The organism is Phycicoccus elongatus Lp2 (assembly GCF_000367525.1).
Lineage (GTDB): Bacteria > Actinomycetota > Actinomycetes > Actinomycetales > Dermatophilaceae > Phycicoccus_A > Phycicoccus_A elongatus.
On sequence record NZ_HF570956.1, the window covers coordinates 156,840 to 177,676 of the forward strand.

At 68.8% G+C, this 20,837-nt stretch carries 17 protein-coding genes and 1 pseudogene; 13 read left to right on the top strand and 5 right to left on the bottom strand.

From position 1 onward, the window contains the following. Positions 1–31 precede the first annotated feature (31 nt). Both BN10_RS00795 and BN10_RS00800 read left to right on the top strand, forming a co-directional pair. Positions 32–451 (top strand): DUF2177 family protein, encoded by a 420-nt coding sequence (locus BN10_RS00795; protein ID WP_040750488.1) that lies wholly within the window; start codon positions 32–34, stop codon positions 449–451. 32 nt (positions 452–483) lie between these two features. Continuing rightward, positions 484–2,244 (top strand): alpha-amylase family glycosyl hydrolase, encoded by a 1,761-nt coding sequence (locus BN10_RS00800; protein ID WP_010849230.1) that lies wholly within the window; start codon positions 484–486, stop codon positions 2,242–2,244. 287 nt (positions 2,245–2,531) lie between these two features. Here BN10_RS00800 and BN10_RS00805 read toward each other — a convergent pair whose 3' ends face one another. Continuing rightward, entirely contained in the window at positions 2,532–4,280 is a 1,749-nt protein-coding gene (locus tag BN10_RS00805; protein ID WP_010849231.1) for a phospholipase D family protein, read from the bottom strand. Positions 4,281–4,351: 71 nt separating this feature from the next. Here BN10_RS00805 and BN10_RS18165 point away from each other — a divergent pair. The 4 genes and pseudogenes from BN10_RS18165 to BN10_RS00825 form a co-directional block, all read left to right on the top strand. Then, positions 4,352–4,501, top strand: a pseudogene (locus tag BN10_RS18165) (SIMPL domain-containing protein); the annotation flags it as partial. 103 nt (positions 4,502–4,604) lie between these two features. Further along, positions 4,605–5,018 carry an SIMPL domain-containing protein gene (locus tag BN10_RS00815; RefSeq protein ID WP_010849232.1) on the top strand — a complete coding sequence of 138 codons (414 nt, stop codon included), beginning with the start codon at positions 4,605–4,607 and terminating at the stop codon, positions 5,016–5,018. 3 nt (positions 5,019–5,021) lie between these two features. Beyond that, positions 5,022–6,407 carry a TIGR01777 family oxidoreductase gene (locus tag BN10_RS00820; protein WP_010849233.1) on the top strand — a complete coding sequence of 462 codons (1,386 nt, stop codon included), beginning with the start codon at positions 5,022–5,024 and terminating at the stop codon, positions 6,405–6,407. A 239-nt stretch (positions 6,408–6,646) separates the two neighbouring features. Then, entirely contained in the window at positions 6,647–8,311 is a 1,665-nt protein-coding gene (locus BN10_RS00825; protein WP_010849234.1) for an HNH endonuclease signature motif containing protein, read from the top strand. A 67-nt stretch (positions 8,312–8,378) separates the two neighbouring features. On the opposite strand, the gene BN10_RS00830 is transcribed toward BN10_RS00825, so the two are convergent. Both BN10_RS00830 and BN10_RS00835 read right to left on the bottom strand, forming a co-directional pair. Continuing rightward, entirely contained in the window at positions 8,379–9,416 is a 1,038-nt protein-coding gene (locus tag BN10_RS00830; RefSeq protein WP_156917081.1) for a 1-acyl-sn-glycerol-3-phosphate acyltransferase, read from the bottom strand. Further along, the gene (locus tag BN10_RS00835; protein ID WP_010849236.1) at positions 9,409–10,272 is read right to left on the bottom strand and encodes a patatin-like phospholipase family protein; all 864 of its coding nucleotides are present in this window, start codon (positions 10,270–10,272) and stop codon (positions 9,409–9,411) included. The genes BN10_RS00830 and BN10_RS00835 overlap by 8 nt, the downstream gene beginning before the upstream one ends. Positions 10,273–10,305: 33 nt before the next feature. On the opposite strand from BN10_RS00835, the gene pgi reads away from it, so the two are divergent. Next, complete coding sequence (gene pgi, locus BN10_RS00840) at positions 10,306–11,976, top strand: glucose-6-phosphate isomerase (protein WP_010849237.1); 1,671 nt, start codon at positions 10,306–10,308, stop codon at positions 11,974–11,976. Positions 11,977–12,118: 142 nt separating this feature from the next. Here the strand turns inward: pgi and BN10_RS00845 are convergent, their stop codons facing one another. Both BN10_RS00845 and BN10_RS00850 read right to left on the bottom strand, forming a co-directional pair. Beyond that, complete coding sequence (locus tag BN10_RS00845) at positions 12,119–12,532, bottom strand: VOC family protein (protein ID WP_010849238.1); 414 nt, start codon at positions 12,530–12,532, stop codon at positions 12,119–12,121. After that, entirely contained in the window at positions 12,529–13,254 is a 726-nt protein-coding gene (locus BN10_RS00850; protein WP_156917281.1) for a FadR/GntR family transcriptional regulator, read from the bottom strand. Before BN10_RS00850 ends, BN10_RS00845 begins: the two co-directional genes overlap by 4 nt. Positions 13,255–13,471: 217 nt before the next feature. On the opposite strand from BN10_RS00850, the gene BN10_RS00855 reads away from it, so the two are divergent. The 6 genes from BN10_RS00855 to BN10_RS00880 form a co-directional block, all read left to right on the top strand. Continuing rightward, complete coding sequence (locus BN10_RS00855; protein WP_010849240.1) at positions 13,472–15,103, top strand: ABC transporter substrate-binding protein; 1,632 nt, start codon at positions 13,472–13,474, stop codon at positions 15,101–15,103. Positions 15,104–15,216: 113 nt separating this feature from the next. Then, complete coding sequence (locus tag BN10_RS00860; protein ID WP_010849241.1) at positions 15,217–16,182, top strand: ABC transporter permease; 966 nt, start codon at positions 15,217–15,219, stop codon at positions 16,180–16,182. Continuing rightward, complete coding sequence (locus BN10_RS17065) at positions 16,182–18,344, top strand: dipeptide/oligopeptide/nickel ABC transporter permease/ATP-binding protein (protein WP_010849242.1); 2,163 nt, start codon at positions 16,182–16,184, stop codon at positions 18,342–18,344. Before BN10_RS00860 ends, BN10_RS17065 begins: the two co-directional genes overlap by 1 nt. Further along, complete coding sequence (locus BN10_RS00870) at positions 18,341–19,129, top strand: ABC transporter ATP-binding protein (protein ID WP_010849243.1); 789 nt, start codon at positions 18,341–18,343, stop codon at positions 19,127–19,129. The genes BN10_RS17065 and BN10_RS00870 overlap by 4 nt, the downstream gene beginning before the upstream one ends. Before the next feature lie 37 nt (positions 19,130–19,166). Beyond that, positions 19,167–20,105, top strand: coding sequence for a dihydrodipicolinate synthase family protein (locus tag BN10_RS00875; RefSeq protein WP_010849244.1), 939 nt, complete (start codon positions 19,167–19,169; stop codon positions 20,103–20,105). Then, a partial coding sequence (locus tag BN10_RS00880; RefSeq protein WP_040750519.1) for an ROK family protein occupies positions 20,102–20,837 on the top strand: 736 nt, incomplete at its 3' end. The genes BN10_RS00875 and BN10_RS00880, both read left to right, overlap by 4 nt.

The following is a 20,837-nucleotide window of genomic DNA, read 5'->3' on the forward strand; positions in this document are numbered from 1 at the left end:
TGTTTGTCAAAGGTTGGATAGAGTGACGGGCATGAAGTGGATCAGTGCATACGTCGTGGCCGGCCTCGTCTTCGGGGCGTTGGACCTGCTCTGGCTGGGCAAGGTGGGGCGCCCGCTCTATGACGCCCGCCTCGGGGACCTGCTCGCGGCGCGCCCGAACGTCCCGGCCGCACTGCTCTTCTATGCGATCTACCTCTTCGGGCTCACCTGGTTCGTCCTGGTGCCGGCGCTCGAGTCGGGTTCGTCGGGCAAGGCCGCGCTCGGCGGCTTCCTCTTCGGCCTGGTGGCCTACGCAACGTGGAACCTCACGAATCTGGCTGTCCTCAAGGGGTTTCCGGCCTCCATCGTCCCCATCGACATGGCCTGGGGATCACTCGCGACGATGGCGACCTCGGCTCTGACCGTTCTCCTGGTGCGTGCGCTTCCGTGGGTCGGGACTCCGGCCCCCTGAGCCGGCCGCGCGGCATACAGGAAGATGGTCTGATGGACGGAATGGGCGCCATCGTCGGCGACGGAGTGATCGGTTTCCGGGTGTGGGCACCCCACGCGGACGAGGTGCACGTCGTCGGCGACTTCAATGGCTGGGACGAGGACGCGACGCCGATGGCGTCGGAGGACAACGGCCATTGGTATGCCGAGGTGCCCGGCGCGCACCCCGGTCAGGAGTACAAGTACTTGTTGCGCGTGGGTGAGGATCGCTTCCATCGCGTGGACCCACAGGCGCGGCAGGTCACCAATTCGGTCGGCAATGGTGTGATCTACGACCCGTGGGCCTTCGAGTGGCAGGGGGACGAGTTCTCGATGCCGGCCCACAACGAGTCGGTGATCTATGAACTCCACGTCGGATCCTTCGCACGCGACCCCGATGGGCGGCCGGGCGACCTGTATCGCGCGGCCGAGCGGCTGGATCACCTGGTTGACCTCGGGGTCAATGTCGTGCAGCTCATGCCGGTCGCCGAGTTCGCGGGTGACCAGTCCTGGGGCTACAACCCCGCCCATGTCTTCGCCGTCGAGTCCTCCTATGGGGGGCCGGATGCGCTGAAGACCTTTGTGCGTGAGGCTCATCGCCGAGGGATCGCTGTCATCCTCGACGTCGTCTACAACCACTTCGGCCCCAGTGATCTGGCGACGTGGCAGTTCGACGGGTGGAGCGAGGACGGCAAGGGCGGGATCTACTTCTACAACGATTGGCGATCGGCGACCCCGTGGGGCGACACCCGACCGGACTACGGGCGCGGCGAGGTGCGGCAATTCATCCACGACAACGCCTTGATGTGGCTGCGGGAGTATCGCGTCGACGGCCTGCGCTACGACATGACGCCCTACATCCGCTCTGTCTCGGGCTCCGGCGACGACCTGCCGGAGGGGTATTCGTTGCTCAAGTGGGTCAATGAGGCGATCCGTGCCGAGTTCCCCGGGAAGCTGCTCATTGCCGAGGACATGCATCGTGACGAGCGGATCACCCAGGTCGATGCCGACGGGGCGGCCTTCCATGCCCAATGGGACTCGTCCTTCGTCCACCCCGTCCGTGAAGCCGTGATCACGGCGGATGACGCCGACCGGTCGATGGCGGAGGTGATCGCGGCCGTCGGCCAGCGCTACAACGACGATGCCTTCCACCGGGTGATCTACACCGAGTCCCACGACGAGGTCGCCAACGGCCAGACGCGGGTGCCCTCGGAGATCGCCGAGGGGGACCCCACGGGCTGGTATGCCCAGAAGCGGTCCACCGTCGGGGCGGCCCTGGTGTTGACCTCGCCCGGCATCCCAATGATCTTCCAGGGCCAGGAGTTTCTCGAGGCCGCGTGGTTCCACGACGATGTGCCGCTGGACTGGGCGCAGAACCAGCAGTTCCACGGCGTGGTGCGGCTCTATCGCGACCTGATCATGCTGCGCCGCAACGCCACTGGCGTGACCAAGGGTCTCACTGGTCACCACACGGAGTTGCTCCACGGCGACGAGGAGCGCAACACCCTGGCCTATCACCGCTGGGCCAACGGTGGCCCGCACGACTCGACCGTCGTGCTCATCAACCTCTCGCACGAGGCCGTCGAAGGACTGCCGGTGCGGTTGCCCGCGGCCGGGCGGTGGACGCTCCGCCTCAACTCCGACGCTGGAATCTACAGCGAACGCTTCGGCGACGGCGCGGCATACGACCTCGACGCCGTCGACGAGGCCGGCTTCGGGATCTTCGCGAACGTCGCGATCCCGGCCTACTCGGTCCTCATCTATTCCCAGGACTGAGCCGAGACTGCCCAGCCACGGTCGATCGCACCCAGTCGAGAGGGAGCAAAACGCGGGCGGCGGACTCTCGCACCCGCGTTTTGCTCCCTCTCGACTGCAGAGATCAGGCGAGGTTGGGGGCGCCACCCCGCCCTGGTCGCCGGGGTCCGCGACCGGCTCCGCGCCATACCCGGCCTTGCCGTCGACGTGCTCGTGCGCGAGGTGGAGGAGGCCCCCTCGTCGGTGCGCGCCTGACGGCACTGGCCGACCTGCGGGCCGCGCTCGTCCCGGAGTGACGAAGGGGCAGGTCAGTCCTCGGCCGGGGCCCGGGTGACCAGCCGGCGCAGGCTCTCCCGCCGGCCCAGCGTCCCGTCCGGGTCGACGACGTTGGTCAGGAGGTTGGCGATCGTCCGTTGTGGCGCTGTGAGCTCTGGCTCGGTCAGCAGCCGCAGCTGGCCCGGTGGCCGTTGCGCGAGGCCGGTGCTGCGCTCCAGAATGTCCGCCGCCGCACGCGCCGCCCGGTCGCGACCGCGCCTGCGCGACCACGGAGTTCGCCGCCTCCGGCCGTGAACCCGCGCCACTGTCCGACGTATGCCGTGGGGCTGGTCACCGGCGCCCGCGGCATACCACTTATCGAGGGCGGTCGCCGAGTCGACCAGAAGGTCGAAGAGTTCGTGGGGGTCGTCGGGGACGTCGTCCTCCTCGATGCCCAGGTGCTCGGCACAGAGCAGCCGGCGCAGGCGGAGCGGGAAGACGTCGTCGGGAGCCGGCGCGTCGGTGGCCAGGGACTCGGTGCGCTCGTCCGTGACGAAACACGCGATCTCGCTGTCGCTGGACCAGGACCGGCGGTTGAGGTTGTCCGAGCCGACACTGGCCCACCGGTCGTCGATGATGCAGACCTTGGAGTGGACGTAGATCGGCAGTCCGTCGTCGTTGGTCAGCCCGAAGACGACCACCCGGTCGCCCCCCGCCTCGCGGATGGGGTCGAGCGCGGCGCGGCGGGCGTGCCATTGGGTCATCCGCGACACGGTGCCGTCGAGGTCGGGCAGGACCGGCAGGACGATGACCAGGCGCAGGTCGGGATTGTCGCGCAAGGCGTCAGCGAAGTGAGCCCCGACTTCGGGACCCCAGAGGTACTGGTCCTCGACGTAGACCAGCCGTCGAGCATTGCTCATCGCCTTGGCGTTGCCCAGGGCGATCGATCGCTCCCCATCGGGCGCGAAGTCGTGGGGCACCGGGAGGAGCGGCGGGTAGGTGCGCGCGATCTGGACGACGTCCGTCGCTCCCGCGACCGGAGGAGGAGGCGGCCACTGCTCCCCGAGGGGATCGGGATCCTGGTCCTCGGCCTGCAGCCAGGACGTGAACCTGCGCCCGGGGTTGGAGGTCAGCGGAGCATCGTCCTCCCAGCGCTCCCGGAAGGTCGTCTCGACGTCGTGGACCGCGGGGCCCCGGACGGCGACCTGGACGTCGTGCCACGCCGGGTTCGGGCCGTACTCGGGAGCAATCTGCAACGGCTGGGGGTCTCCGCCATGGGTGTCGTCATCCCGACGAGAGTGGCAGAGGTCGATGCCCCCGGCGTAGGCGACGTCCCGGGTCGGGTCGTCGCGGTGCCGCAGCACCACGAACTTCTGGTGGTGGGCACCGCCGGTGCGAACTCGCATGTCCCGCAGGCATTCCCCGCCGTGCGCCTCCAAGGTCTTGCCCAGCTCGAAGGCCCGCTCCGAGTGGAAGCCGAACTTGCGCCAGTGGGACCGCCACAGCAGCCCGCGCACGTCGACCCCGCGCCCCAGCGCCGCGACCAGGACGTCGACGAGGGTGTCGCCGGCGTCTTTGAGCTGCTCGTCGGGGTCGCCGCGCCAGTCCACGAAGTAGATCCGGTCCCCCTCACCCATCGCCGCGATCCGGTCGGCGAGGTCGGCGAAGTAGGTCGCCCCGTGCACCAGCGGGGTCACCTCGTTGCCGAGGCTCCACGCGGTCCCGTCCGAGCGCACGTCGTCGATACGGGCGTGCGGATTGCCTCGCTCCGAAGCGATGAGCAACCAGTCGCCTAGGGCCATGACGCCATGATGCTGCACCGGCCGGACCCGTGTGGCAGGTGGGGGAGGATCGGTCGGCCTAGAGTCGGTGCATGGAGATCACCGTCAGCGGCACCGGCCGCTCGTCGCTGCGGCCCGAGCGGGCCACCTTGCACCTGACCGCCGGCTTCGAGAGCGGTGACAAGGCCGAGGCGATGTCGGAGGCGACCCGCGTCGTCAACGAGCTGAGCGCGGACCTGCGCCGCCTCAAGGAGCTCGACCCCTCCCCGACGACCTGGTCGGCGGTCCTGCCCATCGGCACCCGGTCGTGGCGGCCCGTGGACCGACAGCGGTCAACTCGTGCCCATGCGCCACTCCGCGCACGCCCGGATCATGGTCAAGTTCCGGGACTTCCCGACGCTGGCCGGTTTTGCCGATCACTGGGGTGGACGCCCGGGCGTGACGTTGGGACACATCGAGTGGACCCTCACCGAGACCCGGCAGAAGGAGACCGAGCGCTCCGTGCTGGCCCAGGCGGTCGAGGTCGCCCGGGAGCGAGCGCAGGTGCTCGCCACGGCGGCCGGTGCCGGCGAGGTGCGCTGCCTCGAGGTCTCGGACCCCGGCATGCTCGGGCACCGGACCGAGGGCGAGCCGATGATGCTCGCGGCCAGTCGAAGCGCCTATGCCAAGGACGCCGGCGGTGGCGGCGAGGGGATCGAGATCGCACCCGAGGATGTCGACATCGAAGCCACGGTCCACGCCAGGTTCACGGCGGACTGAGCCATGGCGACCTTCACCCACGACAGCACGTACCCGCATCCGCGCGAGGAGGTCTTCGCGTGGCACGAACGTCCGGGAGCCTTCACCCGACTGTCGGCGCCGGGGCAGATCCGCGCGGGCGCCGAACCAGCCGTGGGCTTGCAGCCGGGGACGCGTCAGACCTTCTCCCTGCTGGTGCCGGGGACCCTGGGGAAGGTGGGCCCCACCTGGGTGGCCGAGCACACGGCATACGAGGTGGGGGAGAGGTTCGAGGACGTGATGGTCCGCGGGCCCCTCAAGTCCTGGCGTCATCGACATCTTTTCTCGGACACCGCAACTGGCGACACGCTGATCCGGGACCACGTCGACTACGAACTGCCGCTCGGCCTGCCGGATGTGGTCGCGCGGCTGGTGGAGCCTCAATTGCGCGGAAGTTTCGGTTTCCGAGAGCGGCAATTGCGTGACGACCTCGACTTCCACGCGCGCCATCGGGAGTCGAAGGTGATCGCCGTGTCCGGCGCCACCGGGCTGGTGGGACGGCAGCTGGTGGCGCTACTGGGCGGCGGCGGCCATGATGTGCGACGCATGGTGCGTGGAAAGTCATTGGGGGACAGGGACATACGCTGGTCTCCGGAAGATTCGGATGGACTCGACCCGGAAGCGCTCCGAGACGTCGACATCGTCGTGCACCTCGCGGGGGAGCCGATCGGGAAACGCTTCACGGCACACCACAAGGCGCGCGTCTTCGACTCCCGAGTCCGCTCCACCGACCTGCTCGCGCGCGCCCTCGCGACCCTTTCGTCGGACGGGCGCGAACGCGCGCTCGTGGTGGCCTCTGCGGCGGGCTACTACGGCGCCGATCGCGGCGATGAGGTGCTGACCGAGGTGTCAGCGCCCGGCGATGACTTCCTGGCGCTCGTCTGTCAGGCCTGGGAGGCGGCGGCCGATCCGGCTCGTGCTGCCGGGGTGCGCGTGGTGCACGTGCGCACGGGTTATGTGCAGTCGGCCGGTGGCGGACAACTGGCCCTGCAACTCCCGCTCTTCCAGGCCGGTCTCGGAGGGCGACTCGGCGACGGTCGACAGTGGATGCCGTGGATCACCGTCGACGACCTCGTCCGCCTCTACGGCCACGTCGCGCTCACTCCGGGGTTGTCCGGTCCCGTGAACGCCGCCGCTCCCAGCCCGGTCCGCGCCGGGGAGTATGCCGCGACGCTGGCTCGCGTGCTGCGCCGCCCGTCGCTGCTGCCGGTGCCGTCAGTCGGCCCTGCGGTGTTGCTCGGCGCCGAGGGCGCACGGGAACTGGCGCTGGCCGGTCAGCGAATGGACGCGTCCCGGGCGGTGGAATGGGGCGTCGAGTTCCGACAGCCGGAGCTGGCCGGGGGCTTGCGGCACGTCCTGGCGCTCGCCTGACGGATCGTCTGCTGCCCCGCGTCGGTGGCTTTGCTCAGGCGACTTGAAGCTGGGCGATCTGGCGACGCAGCGTGTCCCGGTGATCGATGAGCAGTGGCCGGAGTGGTCGCTCCCGACGGTCAGAAGGCCTATGCGTTTGTCGTAGCGCAGCGGATCCGGGCGACTCAATTCTGCTGTGGGAGAACATGAATAGGCTGCCCAAGGGTTGACTATCGAACATATGTACGAGAGAATGAGGGATGACCGAACACCCACTTCGCGAGGCCGCCCAGGCCTATCTCGCGGTTGTGCGAGCTCACGCGGCCAGCATGAGCGAGACGGAGTTGGTCGAGGCGCTGACGGGGTTGCAGGAGGCCCGCAACATTCAGGACGCGACGGAAACCATGCTGCTGGCTGAGCTGTCGCGGATCGAGCACGTGTGGGCCGAGGACGGCACTCTGCAGGAGCGTCGCCATCCCTTCGGGCGGCAGGATCTCGGCACCGTCGACCTGGTGGCGCCCTGTATAGGGGTGTCGCACCACGTGGCGGCCAGCCGGCTGACCGACATGTCGCGCATCGTGCGTACGCCACTCCTCATGGAGGAGATGGCTGCCGGCCGACTTGATCGCTTCCGGGCGAGCATCGTTGCCGACGAACTGGTCGATGCCTCAACCGAGGTGGCCCACGAGGTCGTGGAGCTGCTCGTGGCACGGTTCACGCGGCTGGGCGGTTGGGTCGAGACCGCCGGGCCACTGCGGCGTCGCACGGCCGCCGTCCTCGAGCGGGTTGATTCCACGGTCATCGCCGAGCGTGATGCCTTCGAGCTCCGCCGACGTGGGTTGTTCCGTCGGGTCGAGTCGACACGGCTCGATCGCTGGGATGGGGTGTATCCGGTGGAGGACTCGCGGCGAGCTTTCGCTCTCGTTGATGAGCGGGCGCGGGCCATCCTTGCCGCCGGGGGTGCCGAGACACTGGCGCAGGCCCGTGCCGATGCTCATGTGCAGTTGATTCTCGGGCAGTCCAAGGTCGTCCTGCACGTCCACGTGGCGACGTCGTCGGAGATGGCGGTCGAGCCGGCCGCCGGGAGTCAGGGCTTCGCCGGAAACGCGATCCAGGATGTTGCGGACGAGTCGGTGGTGCTGCACGGCTTCGGTGTGAGCGGCGAGACGGTCGTTCCGCGCAGCTGGTTGCAGAAGATGGTGGCCACTGGGGAGGCCGTCCGCTCCACCGATCTGACCTGTGACCCGGTGACCGGTGCGTTGATCGGGGGTCGGGTGCCCAAGGGCTTGGTGGCTCATGCCCGTCCGGTGGTGGAGGGACCACCCCGTGTGACCGGGAGCACCGAGAGGAGCCAGGCAGCGAGCGCGGCATACCGACCGTCCGCTGAGCTTCGGCGCCTGGTGAGTCTGCGTGATGGTCACTGCCGGTTCCCCGGCTGTTCGGTCACCATCCGCCAGTGCGATCTCGACCACGTTCGACCCTGGCCGACCGGCCTGACGACACAGGGCAATCTCATGGCCCTTTGTCGTCGGCATCATCGACTCAAGCAGTCACCGGGCTGGCAGGTCAGGCTCCTTCCCGACGCCAGAGTGGAGTGGACTGATCCGATCGGCCGGGTGCGGACGTCGTGGCCGATCGATCACCTCGGAGCCACCCTGCCAGAACGAAGACCAGCGCCCCCGTCGTCCGCCGCAGAGCCCGGGCCGCTCATCCCAGCCCGTGGCTGGCACTCCACGCTGCCGGATCTCTCGACGGAGGACCTGCCCTACGACATGGTGGACCACTCCCCCCTCGTCGAGTGGCTCGAGCGCCTGCTCAAGGAGGCGGCAGCCGACCCCAGCCTCTGCGACCCATCGCTGATTCCGCCCAGGGCCACCGACGCCCCACGGCCGCGTTCTTGGGATCTCACCGAGGCGCCCTTCTGACCGCACGAGAAGATCGAGCGCCGAGGAAGCCACCAAGGGCGGCCCTTGTGGTGACGTCGCCTGCCACTCAGTGGTGCGTGCGCGGCTGGTTCTCACCGATCCACGCATCGATGCGGGCCCACTCCTCGAAGAGCCACTCCGAGATGCCGTCGGGATCCGAGGGAATGTGCGCGCGGGGTACACGCCACCAGCGCAGGGTGAGCTCCTTGTCCATCGGCAGTTCGCGCCAGATGTCGCCGACGGTCGCGAGGTGGTCCAGGCCGGTGTGCGCGCAGAGAAGCACGTCGACTCCGGGCGCGGCACCGAGCGCCGCCGCGACCCCACCGGGTCGCGGTGCCAGCACATGGGTCCATTTCTCGGCCCGCACCGCCATCTGCTCCAGACCCAGATGGCGCAGGCGTGCGATCGCCCGCGTGCGACGGCCGGGTGTGAAGTTGCCGCCCTCGGGGAAGATCAGCAACGCGTCGTCACTGTCGAGGCCGCGCGCGAGATCGGCGATCTGGCTGCGCAGGTCCTGACCGGGGCGTGGGTCCGGTCGCACGAAGCGATTGGGTAGGCGATGCATGAGAATGCCGATCGTCGGCTCCCACATGAGCGTGTTCTTCAGGACGATCCGCGGCTCCCGGTCATAGGTGTTCATCAACGCGTTGACGATCGTGAAGGAGTCGCCCGGCCCGGCGTGGCGGGACAGGACGAGCAGCGGGTCACCGGGAAAGGCCTCGGGCGTCGGCCCGACCGTCACGATCCGCAGCCGCAGAACACGGGTCGCCTCACGGAAGAGGTTGCGCAGGTACCACTGCATGCAGTCGTAGTGCGCCCACTGCCAGAACGGCCGGCGCATCCACAGGCCGAAGCCGGACCCGATCCAGAGCCCGAGGAGCGACACCAGGACGAGCGACTCCAGCGTCAGGGCCAGCATCGCCAACCAGAGCAGCCGGAGCGCACGCCAACGACCGGGCAACCGGCCGGACAGGAACGCCGCGACAATCAGCCACAAGGGCAACCAGATCCACGCCCCGATCGTCAGCGCCACGATGGCGGCGCCGCCGACCAGACCGAAGACCCTCCACCACAACCAGATCCGAAAGCGTGGTCGCTCAGCCATGGTCATCGACCGCGAGGTGTCGGCCGGCGAGAAAGTCGCGGCTCGCGGCATACGAGGCGGTGATCCGGCGTTCGACGGCATCGAAACTGCGGAAGGCCGTGAAGGAGTCGTCGCGCGAGGATCCAGCGCCGCTCGGCAGCACCCAGGTGCGCACCCCCTCGGGCATCCGGGCCATCTCGCGGTGGAAACGGTGGCGTCGTGCGATCTCGAAGGACACCCTGGCCACCTCGATCGGACCCTCCGGCACGGAGAGCGGGCGCTCGACGCGACCGACCTGGAGCACGTAGACGTCCTGTGCTCCGAGTTCGACGGCCCGTCCCACCGGCACCGAATTGACGATGCCCCCGTCGAGGAAGTGCTCTCCGTCGATCTGCGCCGGCGGGAAGAAACCGGGGACTGCCGCCGACGCCATGACCGCCGGAGCGACAGGGCCACGGGTGAACCAGTGCTCGGCAGCGCGCTCGATGCTCGACGCGCAGCACTCGAAGTGCACCGGAAGGTCCTCGAATCGAGCACCACCGAGTTCCTGTTCCAGTCGTTCTCGCAGCGGCTGCGGCGAGAAGACATGGGTGCGTGACCGCAAAGCCCGCCGCATCTGCGTGACCGGCCTGTCGCCGTAGACCTCGCGGGTCGAGGCAGCGGCCCGCCACAGTCCCTCCAGTCGCTCGATGACCCCCAGGGACGGCTCGGTCGCGAGGAGGGCGCCATTGAGGGCTCCGATAGAGGTCCCGACGATGAGGTCGGGCGTGATGCCCGCTTCGAGCAGGGCACGCAGCATGCCGACCTCGACCGCACCCAGCACTCCGCCGCCACCGAGCACGAAGGCGGTATGCCGGGTGGTCGCCGCATCGGTCACCGCTCCAACCTAGCGCGGTCCTAGTCTGGACCCATGAGCCTCGTCGACGCGACCACCACCTCAGCTTGGGCCGACCTCGAGCGGCTGCACGCGGCATACCGTCCGGACCTGCGGGGCGCGTTCGCCGCCGACCCTGAGCGGGCCCGCACCCTGACCCTGGACTGCGCCGATCTCCATGTCGACCTCTCGAAGAACCTCGTCGACTCCGACGTCGTCGCCGCCCTGGTCCGGCTCGCCGACGAGGTCGACCTCGCCGGGCGGCGCGACGCGATGTTGCGCGGGGACCGGATCAACGTCACCGAGGGTCGCTCGGTCCTGCACACCGCCCTGCGTCGACCGCGCACCGATGAACTCGTCGTTGACGGGCAGGACGTCGTCAAGGACGTGCACGAGACCCTCGACAAGATCTACGCATTCGCGGACAAGGTCCGCTCCGGTGAATGGAAAGGCGTGTCCGGCAGGGCGATCCGCACGATCGTCAACATCGGCATCGGCGGCTCGGATCTCGGACCGGTCATGGTCTACGAGGCCCTCAAGCCCTATGTGCAGGACGGCCTGGAGTGCCGCTTCGTCTCGAACATCGACCCGACAGATGTCGCCGAGACGACCGCTGACCTCGACCCGGAGACCACCCTCTTCATCGTCGCGAGCAAGACCTTCACCACACTGGAGACCTTGACGAACGCGCGGATGGCGCGGGAGTGGCTGTGGCGCAGCCTGCTCGGCGCCGGTGCCATCGAGGACACCGAGGAGGCTCGCACGGGCGCAGTCGCCAAGCACTTCGTCGCCGTGTCGACGGCGCTGGACAAGGTCGAGGCCTTCGGCATCGACCCGGCCAACGCCTTCGGCTTCTGGGACTGGGTCGGTGGTCGCTACTCGGTCGACTCGGCCATCGGGACCAGCGTGTGTGTCGCCATCGGCCCGGACAACTTCCGCGACTTCCTCGCCGGCTTCCACGCCGTCGACCAGCACTTCGCGAGCGAGCCGTGGGCGCGCAATGTCCCGGCCCTCATGGGCCTGCTCAACGTCTGGTACGTCAACTTCTTCAAGGCGGCCAGCCACGCCGTGCTGCCCTACGCGCAACATCTGCACCGCTTCGCGGCCTACCTGCAGCAACTCACGATGGAGTCCAACGGCAAGGGCGTCCGCATGGACGGCTCACCGGTGACCACCGAAACCGGCGAGATCTTCTGGGGCGAGCCGGGCACCAACGGCCAGCACGCGTTCTACCAACTCATCCATCAGGGCACCCGGCTCATCCCGGCCGACTTCATCGCTGTCGCGACCCCGGCGCACCCGACCAAGGATGGGGGTCAGGACGTCCACGAGCTCTTCCTCGCCAACTTCTTCGCCCAGACCAAGGCGCTGGCCTTCGGCAAGACCGCCGACGAGGTGCGCGCCGAGGGGGTCAAGGAGGAGCTCGTCAGCGCCAAGGTCTTCACCGGCAACCGCCCGACGACCTCGATCATGGCGCCGGCGCTCACCCCGTCGGTCGTGGGTCAACTCATCGCGCTCTACGAGCACATCACCTTCGTCCAGGGCGTCGTGTGGGGGATCGACTCCTTCGACCAGTGGGGCGTCGAGCTCGGCAAGCAGCTCGCGCTGCAGATCGCTCCGGCGATCGGTGGCGATCAGGGCGCCCTCGACGCGCAGGACGGTTCAACCCGCGCACTCATCGAGTGGTACCGCGCCCACCGCCGGTGACGCAGGTATGCCGCGGGGCTGGGCCCCGCGGCATACCTCCCCGATGCCAAAAGTCCACCAAGTTCGTCGCCTGCGTGCCGGAGAACCGTTGTGCGGGCTTGATTCGACGAACTTGGTGGACCTTTTGTCGGACGTGGTCCGCTCAGGCTCGGTAGGCCGTGGCGTGGCGCGGCTGGTAGATCAGGATCGAGTCCGTGCCGGGCACGGCGACCTCGACTCCGACGCCCCACCCGAAGTCCTGCGGCCCTGACTCGATCACGCCGCCGCGCTCGCGAAGGGTCGCAGCGGTGGCCTCGATGTCATCGACCATGAGGCTCATCTGGTGGTGCCGAGGAGCCCGGACCCGATCGCCAGTGGTCGGGGTGTCCGTCGGGTGGACGCCGAGCTCGCTCGGACCGGTGCGGAAGATGAGCCACGACTGCTCGGTCGTGGGGTCGGCACCCTCGTCACTGCTGCCGGCGTCGCTGACCCAGGGCAGTTCGAGCACGTCACGGAAGAACGCGCGCGTCGCTGCGGGATCGTCGCTGTAGATGAGGGTGTGGACCGCGGTGATCATGGGGCCACTGTAGGCACCGCACCGGGCGAGTCCGCAGTGGCCTTCTCGATCGCCCGCGTGAGGGGCGCATAGTGGTCGAGCACGGCTGCCCGGTAGGCGGCCGTGTCACCGGCCTCCAGCGCGTCGATGATGGCGTCGTGGGCCTCCACCGTGTGCTCGATCTCGGTGTTCGGGGGGAAGCCGAGCAGCGGCACGACCTTGGTGTGTACCTCCCAGAAGGCTGCGGCCAATTCGCTGACCAGTGAGTTGCCCACCTGGGAGAGCAGCCGGGAGTGGAAGGCGCCGTCCGCCTCGGGGAAGGGCAGGCCGGCGGCGGTGCGGGTCCGCATCTCCTCGACATACCCGCGAAGTTCCGGGTTGGTCGTGCTCGCGTGCTGGGCGCACAACTCGTCGGCGACGCCGAGGTCGAGGGCGATGCGCAGCGAGACGACGTCGCGCAGGGTGGCGAACGAGTTGTCGGTGTTGAGAACGCTGCGGAAGATCAGCCCGGTCACCAGTGGGGACAGGGACAACTGCCCGACGTAGGTCCCGTGGCCGTGGCGCACCTCGACGATGTCGAGTGATTGCAACGTGCGCATCGCCTCGCGCACCGACGAGCGGGAAATGCCGAGGTCCTCACAGAGTGTGGCCTCGGTCGGCATCGGATCGCCGGGCCGCAACTCGAGGTCGAGAATCATGTCCTGGATCTGCTCGACGACGGACTTGCGCCGTGTCGGTGCCATTGATGTAGCCATCCCGCCCTCCCTCTTTGCGCGTTCGGTTCGTGTCCTCGACCCGGCCCATGGTCACGATCCGGTGTCGGCCGAGACCGCCACCGGCGGCCGCCGGTTGACGGACCACAGTCTTGCACACTAATGTCCATCACATCGGACGTCAGACGTCCTATGTCCTACACTGAAGAGACCTACCGCCGGGCCACCCGAAAGGCAGCGATCAACGATGAACGCTCTGGAAAGCACCACCTCCCGCCGAGGATTCGTTGGCCTGGCCAGCGCCTTCGGCCTCGCCGCCGGATTCAGCACTGCCCTCGCGGCCTGCGCCCCGGCCGACAAGAACTCCACCTCGGGCAGCTCCGCCGAGCCCTCGTCGACGGTCAAGGCCAACGAGAACGGCACCATCCTCGGCGCCATCTCCTACGAGCTGGGCACCAACGCCTACGACCCGATGACGACCACGGCCGCCCTGACGGTCGCCGTCAACTGGCATACCCTCGAGGGCCTGACCGAGATCGACCCCGCCTCCCGCGAGACGTATGCCGCGCTGGCCGCCGAGCTGCCCAAGGCGCCGACCGGCACCAGCGTCGAGGTCAAGCTGCGCGACGGCGCGAAGTTCCACAACGGTGACGCGGTCACCGCCGAGGACGTCGCCTTCTCCTTCACCCGGGTGCTCGACCCGGCGAACAAGTCGCTCTACGCCTCCTTCATCCCCTTCATCGACAAGGTCGAGGCCAAGGACGCCAGCACGGTGCTGTTCACCCTGAAGTACCCGGCCGGCGTCTTCGCCGACCGCCGCCTCTCGGTGGTCAAGATCGTCCCGAAGAAGGCCGTCGAGGCCGACGCGGCCGCCTTCGGCGCCAACCCGGTCGGCAGCGGCCCCTGGAAGATGACCGACAACGGGGCGACCTCGAAGTCGATCCAGTTCGAGCGCTTCGCCGACTACAACGGCTCGCGCAAGGCCCGCGCGGCGAAGATGACCTGGCAGATCATCCCGGACCCGGCGACCCGCACCAACGCGCTGCAGTCCAAGACGGTCCAGGCCATCGACTCGGTCCCCTACCTCTCGATCGACCAGCTCAAGGCGGTCGCGAACGTCGAGTCGGTCCAGGGCTTCGGCCTGCTCTTCGCGATGTTCAACCAGTCGGCCGGCAACAAGTTCGCCAACAAGGCGGCCCGCCAGGCGTTCTTCTACGCCATCGACATGAAGAAGGTCATCGAGACCGGCCTGCTCGGCCAGGCCACGCCGGCGACCTGCTTCGTCCAGGAGGACCACCCGGCATACAAGAAGGCGAAGGTGACCTACGCCCTCGACGCGGCCAAGGCCAAGTCGCTCTTCGCCGAGGCCGGCGTGACCTCCTTCCGGATGCTCTGCACCGACCACGACTGGGTGCAGAAGTGCACGCCGATCATCCAGGAGAGCCTCAAGGCGGTCGGCGTCGACGTCGCGTTCGAGCAGAAGAAGTCCTCGGACGTCTACAACACGATCGACGGCAAGCCCGACGCCTACGACGTCGTTATCGCCCCCGGTGACCCCTCGGTCTTCGGCAACGACGCGGACCTGTTGCTTCGCTGGTGGTACGCCGGCAAGACCTGGACCGACTCGCGCATGCACTGGGCGGGCACCCCGTCGCACACCCAGGTGCAGGATCTGCTTGACAAGGGCATCAAGCAGGCCGACGAGAGCGCCCGCAAGTCCACCGCCGGCGAGATCTTCGACATCGTCTCGGACGAGGTCCCGCTCTACCCGCTGTTCCACCGCAAGGCTCCGACCGCCTGGGACAAGGACACCCTCGTGGACTTCAAGCCGATCTCGCTGACCGGCCTGAGCTTCCTCGAGACCGGCTCGACCAAGTGATCTCGGCCCGGCGGGGGAATCCCTGACCTCCCCCGCCGGGTCCGGCCATTCGGCCAGCTGTTCCCCTCCACCCCGTTCGCCCACCCAATGACGTTTGTGCGGAAGGCTCGACCATGACCAATCTGCTCCGCCTGATCGGACGCCGGCTCGCGGCCTTCCCGATCATGGTCCTGGGCGTGACCTTCCTCGTCTTCGCGGTCATGTCGTTCTCCCCGGCCGACCCGGCCCGACTGGCCCTCGGCGAGTCGGCATCAGCCGACGCGCTGGAGGCCTACCGCGAGACGCACGGATTGAACGACCCGCTCCTGACCCGCTACTTCTCCTTCCTCGGTGGCCTGTTCAAGGGCGACCTGGGCACCACCACGGGCAACACCCCGGTGACCGATGTCGTCCTCAAGGCGTTCCCGATCACGCTTCAGTTGACCTTCATCGGGCTGATCATCGCCGTCGTCATCGCCCTGGTGTTCGGGGTCCTCGCCGCCGTCCACCGCGATGGCTGGGTTGACCACGCCATCCGGATCCTGTCGATCGCGGCCCTGGCCACCCCGTCCTTCTGGTTGGCCATCCTGCTCATCCAGTGGCTCGGCACCATCCCCGGAGCCTGGGGGGTCTTCCCCGCACTGATCACCTCGTGGACGTCGTTCTTCACCGACCCGGCCACCTATGTCAACAACCTCACCCTGCCGGCCCTGGCCCTGGCCGTGCCGGTCGCGGGGTCCTTGACCCGCGTCGTGCGCACGGCGATGGTCGAGGAGTTGGACAAGGACTACGTCCGCACCGCCATCGGCGGCGGCATCCCGCGCGGCACCGTCATCGCCCGCAACGTCCTGCGCAATGCCCTCATCACGCCGATCACGGTCCTGGGCCTGCGCGTGGGCTACCTCATGGGTGGCGCGGTCATCATCGAGATCATCTTCAACATCCAGGCGATGGGCCAGTTGATCCTCGACGGCGTCACCCGCAATGACGTCTACCTGGTGCAGGGCGTCACGCTCACCGTCGCCATCGCCTTCATCGTCGTCAACGTGATCGTCGACTTGCTCTACGTCATCGTCAACCCGCGGATCAGGAGCATCTGATGTTGCGTCCCGGACTCACCCGCCGCCTCGAGGGCTCGGCCGGCGCCCGCCTCGGCGCGATTCGCGACCTGCCGATCGCCAGCAAGATCGTCCTCACCTTCCTCCTCCTGCTCGGCCTGGTCGCCGTTTTCGCGCCCCTGGTCGCCACCCAGTCCCCGCTCGCGACCGGCACCCCGGTGCAGCCGCCGAGTGGCGCGCACTGGTTCGGCACCGACGCCATCGGCCGCGACATCTTCTCCCGGGTCGTCCACGGAGCCCGGACCTCGCTGCTCATCGGCCTGTGCGCCACCGCCGGCGCCCTGCTCGCCGCGGCCGTCCTCGGCTCGATCGCCGCCACCGCGGGCAAGGTCGTGTCCGAGGTGCTCATGCGCATCCTCGACATCGTCATGAGCTTCCCGGGCATCGCGCTCGCGGCCGTCTTCGTCGCCGTCTTCGGCAACTCGGTGCCCGTGCTCATCGGCACGATCGGCTTCCTCTACGTCCCGCAGCTCTCGCGCGTCATCCGCGCCAACGTGCTCGCACAGTTCGGCGAGGACTATGTCGCCGCCTCGCGGGTCATGGGTGCCCGGACCCCCTGGATCCTCGTCAAGCACGTGGCGCGCAACTGCCTTGCCCCGATCATGGTCTTCGCCACCGTGCTCGTCGCCGACGCCATCGTCTTCGAGGCGTCACTGTCCTTCATCAACGCCGGTGTGAAGCCGCCGGACCCGTCCTGGGGCAACATCCTCGCGGACGGCAAGCAGGTCCTCCTGTCGGGCTACTGGTGGCCGACCTTCTTCCCCGGCCTGATGATCCTGCTCACCGTCCTGTGCCTCAACGTCCTCTCCGAGGGGCTGACCGACACCCTTGCCAGCCCCCGAGCCAAGGTCCGCGCCGACGTCGAGGCCGACGAGGCCCAGGTCGAGGCCGCCCAGCGGGCCCTCGGCGGCGCGACCGCCAGCGGCACGGCATACGTGACCCCGACGACGGAGAACGCCGTGGCCTACCCCAGCGAGCGCGGGGAGCACGACGCGAGCGTGCTCGACGAGGCCGTTGCCGGTGGCCTGCTCGACCCGCAGGCGGGCAAGGTGCTCGGCAAGGTCGACCCACTCGAGGCCGAGCGCCTGCTCGCGGCGAATCTCGCCACCCTTGCCGTCAAGGAGCGGGATCTCGACCGACGCCTGGTCTTCACCGATGACGCGGCCCCCCTGTTGGAGGTCAAGGACCTCTCGATCGGGTTCCCGTCCGCCCACGGCGATGTCGACATCGTCGACAAGGTGAGCTTCGACGTCCGTCCCAACGAGACCATGGGCCTGGTCGGCGAATCCGGTTGCGGCAAGTCGATCACGACCCTGGCGATCATGGGCCTGCTCCCGCCGACCGCCCGCGTCACCGGCTCGATCCGCTTTGACGGCCGCGAGTTGCTCACCATGTCGGCCAAGGAGCGCAATGCGCTGCGCGGTCACGACATGGCGATGATCTACCAGGACGCGCTCTCCTCGCTCAACCCCTCGATGCTCATCAAGAGCCAGCTCGAGCAACTCATCCACCGCGGTGGGAAGCGAACTGCCGCAGACCTGCTCGAGCTGGTCGGCCTCGATCCGCAACGCACGCTCAAGTCCTATCCGCACGAGCTCTCCGGTGGCCAGCGCCAACGCGTGCTCATCGCCATGGCGCTCACCCGCAATCCCCGCCTGGTCATCGCCGACGAGCCGACCACGGCTCTTGACGTGACCGTCCAGCAGCAGGTCGTCGACCTGCTCAACGACCTGCGCAGCGAGATCGGCTTCGCGACCGTCTTCGTCAGCCATGACCTGGCGCTGGTCGCCCAGCTCGCGCACCGCATCACGGTGATGTATGCCGGTCAGGTCGTCGAGCAGGGCGACACCAAGGACCTGCTGGTCGACCCCCGCCACGAGTACACCCGCGGCCTGCTCGGTGCCGTCCTGTCGATCGAGACCCGGGCCACCCGCCTGCACCAGGTGCAGGGCACCGTCCCCTCGCCGCGCGACTTCGTCGTCGGTGACCGATTCGCGCCACGTTCGGTGCATCGCGACATCGGGAGCGAGGAGCGGCCGACCTTGCGCACCGTTCCCGGCACCACCCATCGGTATGCCGCGACCCAGGCTCTCGAGACGGCGCTTGCTGCCGCTTCGGCCGGCCCCGAAGGAGGCAACCGATGAGTGCCACTCCCGTCATCGAACTCAAGGACGTCCACGTCGTCCACAAGTCCCGCACCGGCAAGCTCTTCCGCCCCGACAAGGTGCACGCCGTCCGCGGCGTCTCCGTCGCCGTCGCCAAGGGAGAGGTCCTCGGCCTCGTCGGCGAATCCGGTTGTGGCAAGTCCACCCTCGCTCGCGTGATGGTCGGCCTGCAGAAGCCCACGGAGGGCGAGGTCCTCTTCCGCGGGAAGCCGTTGCAGCACAGCGCTGCTGCGCGCAAGGAGCTCGGTCGCGCCGTTTCGGTCGTCTTCCAGGACCCCGCGACCGCCCTCAACCCACGGATGATCGTGCGGGACCAACTCACCGACCCGCTCCGGGTGCACGGCATCGGCGACGCGCGGTCACGCGAGGCGACGGTGCGCGAGACCCTGCAGCTGGTCGGCCTCCCGCTGTCGGCCCTCGACGTGCTGCCCCGGCAGATCTCCGGCGGCCAGCGCCAGCGCGTCGCGATCGCACGCGCTCTCGTTCTGCAGCCGGACCTCATCGTCGCCGACGAACCCACCTCCGCCCTCGACGTGTCGGTGCGGGCGCAGGTGCTCAACCTGCTCACCGACCTCAAGGCCGAACTCGGCCTGGGCCTGGTCTTCATCTCGCACGACATCAACACCGTGCGCTATGTCTCCGACCGGATCATCGTCATGAACGCCGGGCGCGCCGTCGAGACCGGCACTGCCGAGGAGATCTTCACTTCTGCCAAGGACGACTACACCCGCACCCTGCTGTCCGCCACCCCCTCCCTGCTCTGACCAGCCACAGACCATCGACTCCCCAAGGAGCACGCTCATGACCACCGCACCCGTCACCGCGACCGGCGCCCTCACCGGGGTCATCCCACCGCTGCTGACGCCGTTGTCGGCCGATGGCACCGTCGACGTGCCGAGCCTGGAACGCCTGGTGGCCCGTCACCTCGACGGCGGTGTCGACGGGCTCTTCGCGCTCGGCTCGTCCGGCGAGGTCGCCTTCTTCGACGACGCGATGCGCAAGACCGTGCTCGAGACCGTCGTCGGGATCGTCGCCGGCCAGGTGCCCGTGCTCGCGGGCGTCATCGACATGCAGACCAGCCGCGTCCTGGCGCACGTGCACGCTGCCGAGAAGCTCGGTGTGGCAGGACTGGTCGCGACCGCACCCTTCTATGCCGTGACCGGTCCGGACGAGATCGACACCCACTTCCGCACCATCGCCGCCGCGACGAGCGTGCCGCTGTGGGCCTACGACCTGCCGATCTGCGTCCACACCAAGCTCTCCGTCGACCAGATGGTGCAGTGGGGCAACGATGGTGTCATCGTCGGCGTCAAGGACTCCTCGGGCGACGACGTGGCCTTCCGCCGACTCGCCATCCACGTCGCGCGCTCCGGCTCCGGCATCTCCCTGCTCACCGGCCACGAGGTCGTCGTCGACGGGTCCTACCTGGCCGGTGGCCACGGAGCGGTCCCCGGCCTGGCCAACGTCGACCCGGCCGGCTACGTCCGCATGGACCGCGCCGCCCGCGTCGAGGACTGGGCCACCGTCCGGGTCGAGCAGGACCGGCTGGCCGACCTCTTCGAGATCGTCTTCCAGCCCCGTGGCAAGGTCGGCCCCGCCGCGGGTGTCGGATCCTTCAAGACCGCCCTGCGCGAGCTCGGTGTCTTCAGCACCAATGTCATGTCGAGCCCGATGTCGCCGATCGGCGACGAGGACGCCGCCCGGATCCGCTCGATCCTGCAGGACGTGGGCCTGACGTGAGAGTCCTGACCCTCGACATCGGGGGCACGAAAACTGCTGCGGCCGTCGTCACGCTGGGTGCGCCGGACAGCAGCAAGGCCTCGGCCGGCGACCGCGTCGTCGTCCCCACGCCGGCCACTGAGGGAACTGCCGCCGTTCTCGACGCCGCCGTGGCCGCCGGCCGGGCCGCACTCTCCACCTCGCCCGACGAGCTCGCCATCGACGCCGTCGGCGTCTCGAGCGCTGGCGTCATCGACATCGAGCAGGGCGTGGTCACCCACGCAACGGATCTCATCCGCGGCTGGGCCGGCACTCGGCTCGCCGACCACCTCGCGGCTGCCTTCGGGGCGCCCACCCGCTGCCTCAACGATGTCCATGCCCATGCGCTCGGCGAGGCCCGCCACGGCGCCGGACAGGGGCACGGATCGATGCTGATGGTGGCCGTGGGCACCGGGCTCGGTGGTGCCCACGTCGTCGACGGGCATGTCGTGCACGGAGCCCGAGGCGCGGCCGGGCATCTCGGCCACGTCGGATCCCCCGACGCCGCCGGTATGCCGTGCAGCTGCGGCGGCGTCGGTCACCTCGAGGCCGTCGCCTCGGGCAGTGGCTGCTTCGCGGCATACCGGGCCCTGGGTGGGCGGGAGGTCACCGCGGCAGGTTTCGCCGCGGCCGGCCTGGCCGACGACGCCGACGGGGACATCGCCCGCGATGTGCTCCGCGTCTCGGCGCGCGCCACCGGCCGTGCCCTCGGGG